Genomic DNA, 9,121 nt, shown 5'->3' on the forward strand with positions numbered 1-9,121 from the left:
GATCAACCGTAGACCAGGGTTCGGGTGAAGAAAAGGCCGCTTTCGAGCTGGGGCCAGTCCCACAGGGCCTCGCGCCCCGGTTCCAGGATCAGCGCCGCCCCGGACGGGGCAAAAGCGTCCGGCGCGAAGGCGGCGCGCAGGCCGGACACCTCGGGATCGCCAGGGTTGGCGTACTCCACGAGTTCCAAACCTGGCTGGGCGAAACCCAGGGCTTCGCGGTCCCAGGCCGAGTCCGCATGGAGGGCGGCCTTTGCCGGGGCGGGGAGCCGGATGACGTCGCAACTGTCGTCCAGGCCCGCCAGGAGGCGGTCGCAAAAGGCCCTGTCGCCCAGGCAGGCCAAGAGTCCCGGCCCGCTGGCTTCGGCCAACTCTACGATGCCATGGCGCAGGGCCATGGTCGAGGGCGAAAACACGTGCTCCACGCCGCAGAGTTCCAGGGCCGCCAGTTGGGCGTCGGGCCAGCCGCCCTTCCCCGCCGGGCGTGCCGCCAGGATAAGCTCCGCGCGCGCCGATACAGCCGGAACCACGGCGGCCGCGAGCTGGATGGGAGAGTGCGCCTGGGGGTCCAGGGCCAGCAGGAACCACGGCCTGGGCGCCGTGCGGAGGGTGCGGCGGCCAGCGGCGTGATGCGCCGTGCTTTCGCCGCGCACCCCGCGCGATGGTTCGCGGGCTTCATAGAGGGCGGCGATGGCCGACTTGACGATCGCCCTGCCCCGGTCGCCGGTGCGGGCGTAGGCCCTGGCGAAGCGGGAGTCCGGCACGCGACGGGCCTCAAGCGACTGGGGGACTGTGAGGGTCGGGGTGTAGTCCTCGATCATGGCGGGGCTTGATTCCCTTGGTGGCCGCGCCCTGGGCGGGCCGCCGGAAAAGGACCGCCCGGACGGGCTGCGTCCGGGCGGGAAACAAGTGGAAAGGCGGCCCTCGGGCCGCCCGAGGCTGCTGATAAAGTCGGCTTTGCGGCTTTTTCAGCAGCCCTGCGCGAAGCGCAGCCTGGAGCAGGGCGGCTTTGCCGCCCGTTAGCGGCTCTTACAAACCCCTCTTCGGGGTTTGTCATCAAGCTGAGGCGGCCCTCAGGCCGCCCTGTCCGTTAAAGCCATTTCATGAAGTTGCGCCAGCTGCCTTCCACTTCCCTGCGCTCGGACTCGGTGAGCGTCTTCTGGTACTCCAGGTAGGAGAGCTGGGCTCTTTCCTTGGAGTATTTGAAGATTTCCGGCAGGTCCTTGAAGTTTTCGGCCACGAACATGTAGCGTCGCCAAGCGGCCCCGAAACGGCCCGAGTTCCAGTAGAAGTCGGCCACGAAGATCTCGTGGGCGGCCATGCGGGTGCGGCACTTCACGATCCATTCCTGGGCGTCCTTGCCCCATTCGGTGTTGGGGTAGGCGTCGCGAAGGATGGTGAAGTACTGGATGGCCTCGCCGAGTCCGTCCTGGGGCAGGTCGATGGATTCGAGTCTGCGGAAGGTGGACACGCCGATCTGGTAGAGCACGTAGGGGATCTGCTCGTGGCGCGGGTGCAACGCCTCGAATTCCTTGTAGGCATCGGTGGCCTGCACGAACTTTTCGTCCATGAAGTAGGCGTCGCCCAGGCCGATGAGGCCGTCGGGGGTGTAGGGGCTGAAGGGGTAGCGGTCCTTAAGCTTCAGGAAGTATTCCTGCGCCTGGGTGTAGCGCTTCTCCCGCATGGCCTCGCGGCCCGCCTCCCAGAGTTCCTGGGCGGTGTCATCGGGTGGAGGGAGGAAGAAATAGTCGATGAAGCCGCAACCGGAAAGACCGAACAGCACGAGCGCCAGGCATCCGGCGCGCAGGAAATGGGATCTGGTCATGGGTGTGTGAGCCTGTTTGCTAGTGGCCCAATGTCTCCAAATAGGTGATGACCGTGCTGGCCGCTCCGGCCCCGTCGCCCACGGCGGTGGCGACCTGGCGCACGTTCTTGGAACGCACGTCCCCGGCGGCATAGATGCCCGGGATGCTGGTGCGATAGTTCTGGTCCGTGATGATGAAGCCCATATCGTCGAGTTCCATGTCCGTGGGGAAGAATCCGCCCTGTGGCTCGTAGCCCACGAAGACGAACACGCCCTGCACGTCCAGGCGCCCGGCCTCGCCGGTTTTGAGGTTGCGTGTGAGCACCCCCTCGACCTTGTCGACGCCGAGAATCTCCTCCACCACCGTGGAACGCAGGAGGTGGATGGCCGGGTTGATCTCGCAACGTTCCTGGTAGCAGCGTGTGGCGCGGAAATCGTCGCGCCGGTGGATGAGGTGGACCTTGCCCACGATCCTGGACAGGTAGAGCGATTCCTCGAGGGCGGAGTTGCCGCCTCCGATCACCGCCACGTCCTGGCCTCTGAAGAAGTTCCCGTCGCACAGGGCGCAGTAGGAGACGCCCTTGCCCAGAAGCTCCCGCTCGCCGGGGATGCCCGCCTGCTTGTAGCGCGCTCCCGTGGCGATGATGACGGCACGGGCCTCGATCCATTCGTCGCCGACCCGGATGCGGTGTGCGCCCTCTTTGGGTTCGATGGCGCGGACCTCGTCGCCCAGGCGGGCGATGGCCGGGTAGGCCTCCAGATGCTTGGCAAAAATGTCCGCCAGCTTCCACCCTTCGATGCCCTCGGGGAATCCGGGATAGTTCTCGATGAAGTGGGTCATGAGCACCTGGCCGCCCGGGGAAAGCTTTTCCACGAGGGCCACGGTAAGCTCGGAGCGTGCCAGGTAGAGGGCGGCCGTCATGCCCGACGGCCCTCCCCCGATGACCACGGCGTCGAAAGACTTCATGGACTACAGAGCCTTCTGGCTGATCATGTCCTTGATGGAGGATTTGGAGACAGCCCCGGTGATCTGCTCGACCACTTCGCCGGCCTTGAACAGGATCAGGGTGGGGATGGCGCGGATGCCATACTTGCTGGGCGTGGAGGGGTTTTCGTCCACGTTCATCTTGGCCACTTTCACCTGGCCGGTGAACTCGTTGGCCAGTTCATCGATCACCGGACCCATGGCCCGGCACGGACCGCACCAGGGGGCCCAGAAATCCACCAGCACGGGAAGCTGGCACTTGAGGATTTCTTCTTCGAAATTCGCGTCGGTGACTTGGATGGCCATCTGGTAATCTCCTTTGGTGGCTTGGCCGCGGGGCGAGGACCCGCTCCGCGTGATGCGGCGATCCAGGGCGCGAACGCCCGGACTGCTTGGTTCTTACAGAACGTCCTCGATTTTGAGAAGTGAATAATTCCTGAATTTTTCGAAATCGGCGTCGGTGTCCAGGTAGGTGTGGCGGATGGAATCCATGGCGTCAAGATGCTCGAAAAGCACGCCCACAAGCCTGGGATCGAAGTGCCGACCCGACTCCTGGGCCAGGATATCCACCACCTTCTCCATGGGGAAGGCGGGCTTGTACACCCGCCGCGAACTGAGCGCGTCGAAGACGTCGGCCACGGCCACGATGCGTCCCGCCAGCGGGATGTCTTCTCCCGCCAGACCCCTGGGATAGCCCGAGCCGTCCCATTTTTCGTGGTGGCTCAGCGCCACCACCTGCGAGGCCTTGAGCAGGGGGTTGGAGCCCCCTTTGAGGATCAGCGCGCCGATGAGCGTGTGGTACTCCATGGTGGAGCGCTCCTCGGGGGTGAGCTGGCCGGGCTTGTGCAGGATGGAATCAGGGATGCCGAGCTTTCCGCAGTCGTGCATGGCGGCGGCCCAGCGCAGGTGTTCGAGCTCCTCGCCCTCCATGCCCATGTGCCTGCCCAGGAGCACGGAATACTCGCTGACGCGCTTGATGTGGTTGGAGGTCTCCTTGTCGCGGAATTCCGCCGCCACGCCAAGGCGGAAGATGCTGTCGAGCCAGGCGTCCTGGAGATCGCTGGTGAGCTTGGCATTGACGATGGCCACGGCCGCCTGGGAGGCGAAGGCCGCCACCACGGGGCTGTAGCTGGGGTCGAAGGGCACCACGCTCTCCCCGCACATGGCGTTGATGAGCTGGATCACCCCCACCACCCTGCCCGCCTGGTCCACCATGGGGGCGACCAGCATGGACATGGACCGGTAGTCGTTGGCCTTGTCCCAGTTGGCGTTGAAACTGTAGGGAGCTTCTTCCGGGATGCGGTTCACGTCGGGGATGTTCAGGATCTCCTTGCTCATGGCCACGTGGCCCGCGATGGAGCGGCTGTCCAGGGGCAGCTCGAAGCGCTTGAACATGGCCCGGACGTTTGGTTCTCCCAGGCGGTCGAAGAGGGTCTGGTTGTGGCTGGTCTCGAAGCGCAGGACGTTGCCTTCCAGCAGATAGACCGAGCCCGCGTCGGCCCCGGTCATCTTGCGAGCCTCGAAAAGCACCAGCTCCAGAAGCTCGCCCAGTTCCCGCGTGCTGGAAAGGGCCAGCCCGATCTTGACCAACTGCCCCGAGAGGCCGTCCAGTCGGAATTGGCCTTCTTCGCCGTGTACGAGGCAGTTCCGGGGGGATTTCATACTACTTCCCGCCTACACAAATCAGCGTGAATAGTCGAGCGGCACGGGGCGCCCCCGGGGAATGGCCTCGAGGTCCAGCCCGTGGCGCAGGCCCGCCAGGGCGAGACGCTCGCCCAGCCAGGCGACCATGGCCGCGTTGTCGGTGCAGAGATCCGGCGAGGGGAACACGGCCTCCACGCCACGCTCGGCGCAGGCGGCTTCCAGGAGGGCGCGGATCATGGAGTTGGCGGCCACGCCTCCGGCCACCACCAGGCGTCGGGCGTCGGGGTGGGCGTCCATGGCCCGGCCGGATTTGATGCGCAGGGTGTCGGCCACGGCCCAGTTCACGCTGGCGCAGAAGCGGCGCAACCCCTCGGGGGCGTCCTCCAGGGGGCCTTCCGGCAGGCTCTCCAGGCGAAGTTCCGGGTGGGCCGCCACGTGACGCGCCACGCAGCTTTTGAGGCCGCTGAAGCTGAAGTCGAGCCCCGGATTGTTCACGTTGCCCCGGGGAAAAAGGTCGCGCTCTGGTTCCACGCCCCTGCCCAGCAGGTCGATGTGCTTACCGCCCGGATAGGGCAGGTTGACCATCTTGGCCGACTTGTCCAGGGCCTCGCCCGCGGCGTCGTCCAGGGTGCGCCCCAGGAGGGTGAAGTCCATGGGGGACTCCATGCGGTAGAGGTGGGTGTGGCCGCCCGAGATGAGCAGGCCCAGCGAGGGAAACTCCAGCTCGCGCTCCAGTCCGGCGGCCGTGAGGTGCGCGTGCAGATGGTTCACGCCGACCAGGGGCACGCCCAGGCCGAGCGCCAGCCCCTTGGCAAGGTTAACGCCCACCAGGAGGCTGCCGAGCAGCCCTGGCCCGCGCGCCACGGCCACGGCTCCGATGCGTTTCGGGTCCATGCCCGTGCGCTGGAGCAGCAGCCGGAAGAGCGACGCGGCCTTGCGCTGGTGCTCGCGAGAGGCCAGCTCCGGAACCACGCCGCCGAACACGGCGTGGAGGTCCTCCTGGCTGGAGAGCGCCTGTCCCAGGAGACGCCCCCCCGACACCAGGGCCAGGGCGGTCTCGTCGCAGGAAGTCTCCAGCCCCAGGCAGATCATCGCTTGTGCTTGCGGTAGATCTCCTCCACCATCGCCACGTCCTTCTTGCTGCCAATGAACAGCGGCACGCGCTCGTGGAGTTCGGAGGGTTCGATGTCGAGGATGTCGCGCTCGCCGTCGGACGACGCGCCCCCCGCCTCGCGGCAGATGAAGGCCAGGGGGCTGGCTTCGCACATCAGGCGCAGCTTGCCCTTGGGCTTCTTGGGGTCCTGCATGTCGGCGGGATAGAGGAAGATGCCGCCGTAGAGCAGGTTGCGGTGGAAGTCCGCCACCAGAGAGCCGATGTAGCGTTGGGAGTAGGGCTTGCCCCGGCCGTTGAGGGCCGGGTTCTTGAAGTAGTCCACCACTTCGCGGGTGGCTTCGTCCCAGTAGTGCCAGTAGCCCTCGTTGACGGAGTAGATCTTGCCCTTCTCGGGGGTCTTGATGTCCGGGTGCGAGAGCAGGAACTCGCCCACGCTGGGGTCCAGGGTGAAGCCGTGCACGCCGCGCCCGGTGGTGTAGACCATCATGGTGGAGGTGCCGTAGAGGAAATAGCCCGCCGCCACCTGTTCGGCGCCCTTCTGGAGCACCTCGCAGAGCCTGGCGGAGCACTCGCTCTTCTCCTTGCGCTTGAGGATGGAGAAGATGGTGCCCACGTTGACGTTGGCGTCGATGTTGGTGGACCCGTCCAGGGGGTCGAAGATGAGGATGTAGTCGCCCTTGGGCAGGTGGTCGGGAATCTCCACCAGGTCGGCGTTTTCCTCGCTGCCGATGGCGCAGAGCACGCCCGCGCGCTGCATGCGGTGGATGAGCACGGAGTTGGCGTACTCGTCGAGCTTGCGCACGGCCTCGCCCTGGACGTTGATCTCGCCCGTGAGGCCCAGCACGTCCACGAGCCCCGCCTTGTTCACCTCGCGGGAGATGATCTTGGCCGAAAGGATCAGTTCGTTGAGCAGCGACGTGAACCGCCCCGTGGCCATGGGCGATTCCTTCTGGTGCAGGAGAAGGTGTTCCGTGACCGTGACCTGGCGCATGGCGCTGGCTCCTTATTCCTGGGTTGCGGGCGTGGGGTTGGCCCCGGCGGGCGTTTCGGCTTTGGGCGTCGGCTGGGGTTCTGGCTTGGCCTGCTTGGGCTCGGGCTTGGCGGCGGCCACGGCATAGACCAGACGCTCCTGGGCCAAAAACCGCGCCTGCCAGAGATAGGATGTGCCGCCGATCTTGTATTCGCCGGTGACCTCGCTCTTGAGGAGGTTCTTCCAGTTGAGCTTGGCCAGTGTCTCGGCTGCGGCCGTGTCGTCGCCGCCCCAGAGAACCGAACCGGGAGTGAGCACCATGAGCTGGCCCGGTTCGGGGGAGAGCTTGGTCAGCGCGCCCATGTCGAAGTGGGCCACGAGCACGCCCTTGAATTCGCTGTCGATGTAGAGGGGCTTGGCGATCATGACCTCGGCCCCCAGCTCGGAAGCGGCCACGTAGGCGGCCATCTTGCGTTCCTTGTAGCGGCTGCCGAGATCCATCAGGGGGGCGAAGTCCACGGCCTTCATGGAAAAGCTGGGCAGCTTGAGGGCCACCGAGCCTGAATCCGTGAGCACGGCCACGCCCGAGAGCCAGGGGAAGGCTTCCATCAGTCCCTGGCACCACTCCTCGTTGGGGGGCAGGTCCTGGGCGGAAAGCGAACGCACGAGGAACTCCATGCGCTCGTCCACGGGGGTGAAGAGGTTGGCCAGCTTGCGCACGGAGGGGTCCGAGATGCCCGGGTTCTGTAGATCTATGGTGGGATCGGTGTTGATCCAGTCTTTGTAGAAGCGTTTGGAGCTTTTCACGTAGGGCTTGACCGTGTCGCACCCGGGCAGGGCGAACAGTGCGCAGGCCAGCAGGACCAGGAAGACGCGCTTGGACATGTGGGCGTTCCTTGTTGTCGGATGAATGGCGGGGCTCCCCCCGCGACGGGGAGGTGTACTCCCTGCCACGGGGGATTTCAAGCGGCTCAGGCGGTGGCGCGCGCGTCCAGGCGGTTGGCCAGGGCTTCGAGCATGCTCACGAGCTTGACTTTGGCTTTAGCCGGAGCGGCGGCCTGGGGTTTGGGCGCGGCGCTGCCGGATTCCATCAGGGCCTTCAGCTCGGCCATGCGGGTTTCGAGGATGGCGCGGTCCTGGCTGGTGGAGGCCAGGCGGCACAGTTCGCCGTAGATTTCAAGGGCAGAGGCGTAGTCGCCGTGGCTGGCCAGCAGTTCGGCCATGGTGCGGGTCTTGACGCTTGCCGAGGCCGCCTGGACGCATTCGGGCTGGGGCGGAGTGCGCTTTCCGGGCGCGTCCAGGTGCTGCGTGAGGGCCATCACCTCGCCCGCGCCGCGCAGGCTGAAATCGTCTCCGGGCTGGGGTGTCGCCTCTTCGGCGTCGGCCTTGTCCCGGGTCTGCGCCGGCGCGGGTGCGGCGGAGGTGGAGCCCAGGCCCTTCTCCAGCACCTCCAGCCAGGAAACCTCGCGTCCCGCGAGGGCAAGGGCAAGGAAGCGCAGGGCCAGGGCGGAATCCCGGGAGAGCCCGGTGGCCTTGGAGGCCCAGAGGGTCCACACGGAAGGGTAATTGGAGAGCAGCGAGGAAAGCCCTTCGAAGGCTGTCGCGGCTTCCTCGTCGCGGCCCAGGCGCGAGCACAGCTCAACCAGGAGGAACCTTGCCTCCTGGTGTCCGGGGTGGAAGGCGATGGAGGCCCGCAGCACGTCCACGGCTTCCTCGGTTTCGCCCTGTTCCGCGAGCATCTTGGCCAGGGGGAAGAAGACCCGGGAGTTGGGGTCGTCGGCGAGAACCTCGCGATAGAAATCAATTTTTGATGTCATCGCCCACACTTCCTTCAGGGGATCGCCCTGGGAACAGATAGATGATCTCGTTGTCTCTCAGGTAGTTGCCGTGCGCCCGGGCCATTTTTTCCGTGAAGGCGCGGTCGGACTTGAGCCAGCGGATTTCCTGGCTCAGATCCAGCGAACGGCCGGCCAGGCTCTCAAGCCTCACCTTGAGCTGTTTCTGGTGATTCTTGAGGTCGAGGTAGGCGAAGACGCCTTTATCGCTCCAGATGAGATTGTATAGCAGAATGGCGTTGCAAGTCAGGATGAGTGCCAGGAGCAATCGCCGCATGAAGTAGGCCTATTGGAGCGTCATGTTTTTTGGTGCGTCGTCGCGGGAACGGGCCACGGGAATTCGGAGTTCCTGGAGGAATCGTTCCGTGGCGGTCTCTATCCGCTCAACATCGTCCTCGTCAAGAGCTATGGCGTCCATTTCCTTGAGAAACGCTTTGAGCGTTTTGAACTCCGAGAGAAGAAGCTGCCCAGAATCGATGGAACGCAACATGGGTTCCAGTTCCAGAATGGTCTGGAGGCAGTTGATGATTCGGGCCGAAAGAACGGAAGGCTTCCTGTATCCCATTAAGCGCCTGCATGGATCGATGGATGGACCCGTGCGGAACGGGTGCTGATCGACGATACGTCGTGCGGCGCGGCAATGCAATCCCCGAAGGGCGCATTTCTTCGCGCAGGCGGCAAAGCCGCCCTGCTCCAGGCTGCGCTTCGCGCAGGGCTGCTGAAAAAGCCGCAAAGCCGACTTTATCAGCAGCCTCAGGTCCTGGCCGGAGGC

General features: G+C 65.3%; 11 protein-coding genes. All 11 read right to left on the reverse strand.

Going from position 1 to position 9,121, the window contains the following annotated elements:
- Positions 1 to 2: 2 nt before the first annotated feature.
- On the reverse strand, positions 3 to 818 hold the full coding sequence (locus tag NNJEOMEG_RS12125) for a hypothetical protein (protein ID WP_173084786.1): 816 nt from the start codon (positions 816 to 818) through the stop codon (positions 3 to 5).
- A 269-nt stretch (positions 819 to 1,087) separates the two neighbouring features.
- Entirely contained in the window at positions 1,088 to 1,822 is a 735-nt protein-coding gene (locus NNJEOMEG_RS12130; protein ID WP_173084788.1) for an outer membrane protein assembly factor BamD, read from the reverse strand.
- Between the two features lie 19 nt (positions 1,823 to 1,841).
- Positions 1,842 to 2,768 carry a thioredoxin-disulfide reductase gene (gene trxB / locus NNJEOMEG_RS12135; RefSeq protein ID WP_173084790.1) on the reverse strand — a complete coding sequence of 309 codons (927 nt, stop codon included), beginning with the start codon at positions 2,766 to 2,768 and terminating at the stop codon, positions 1,842 to 1,844.
- A 3-nt stretch (positions 2,769 to 2,771) separates the two neighbouring features.
- A complete protein-coding gene (gene trxA, locus NNJEOMEG_RS12140) occupies positions 2,772 to 3,092 on the reverse strand; it encodes a thioredoxin (RefSeq protein ID WP_173084792.1) in 321 nt (106 codons plus the stop codon).
- A 93-nt stretch (positions 3,093 to 3,185) separates the two neighbouring features.
- Positions 3,186 to 4,448: an HD domain-containing phosphohydrolase gene (locus tag NNJEOMEG_RS12145; protein WP_173084794.1), complete on the reverse strand. Its 1,263-nt coding sequence runs from the start codon at positions 4,446 to 4,448 to the stop codon at positions 3,186 to 3,188.
- A 21-nt stretch (positions 4,449 to 4,469) separates the two neighbouring features.
- Positions 4,470 to 5,522, reverse strand: a complete 1,053-nt coding sequence (gene tsaD / locus NNJEOMEG_RS12150) for a tRNA (adenosine(37)-N6)-threonylcarbamoyltransferase complex transferase subunit TsaD (protein WP_173084796.1) — start codon at positions 5,520 to 5,522, stop codon at positions 4,470 to 4,472.
- Complete coding sequence (fbp, locus tag NNJEOMEG_RS12155) at positions 5,519 to 6,535, reverse strand: class 1 fructose-bisphosphatase (RefSeq protein WP_173084798.1); 1,017 nt, start codon at positions 6,533 to 6,535, stop codon at positions 5,519 to 5,521. Before fbp ends, tsaD begins: the two co-directional genes overlap by 4 nt.
- 12 nt (positions 6,536 to 6,547) lie before the next feature.
- Positions 6,548 to 7,399: a hypothetical protein gene (locus NNJEOMEG_RS12160; protein WP_173084800.1), complete on the reverse strand. Its 852-nt coding sequence runs from the start codon at positions 7,397 to 7,399 to the stop codon at positions 6,548 to 6,550.
- An 86-nt stretch (positions 7,400 to 7,485) separates the two neighbouring features.
- The gene (locus NNJEOMEG_RS12165; protein WP_173084802.1) at positions 7,486 to 8,331 is read right to left on the reverse strand and encodes a tetratricopeptide repeat protein; all 846 of its coding nucleotides are present in this window, start codon (positions 8,329 to 8,331) and stop codon (positions 7,486 to 7,488) included.
- Positions 8,315 to 8,626 (reverse strand): FtsB family cell division protein, encoded by a 312-nt coding sequence (locus tag NNJEOMEG_RS12170; protein WP_173084804.1) that lies wholly within the window; start codon positions 8,624 to 8,626, stop codon positions 8,315 to 8,317. The genes NNJEOMEG_RS12165 and NNJEOMEG_RS12170 overlap by 17 nt, the downstream gene beginning before the upstream one ends.
- Positions 8,627 to 8,635: 9 nt before the next feature.
- Positions 8,636 to 9,121 (reverse strand): hypothetical protein (locus tag NNJEOMEG_RS21115; protein WP_308464640.1); only part of this gene is annotated, 486 nt, incomplete at its 5' end.

The organism is Fundidesulfovibrio magnetotacticus, assembly GCF_013019105.1.
Taxonomy (GTDB): domain Bacteria; phylum Desulfobacterota; class Desulfovibrionia; order Desulfovibrionales; family Desulfovibrionaceae; genus Fundidesulfovibrio; species Fundidesulfovibrio magnetotacticus.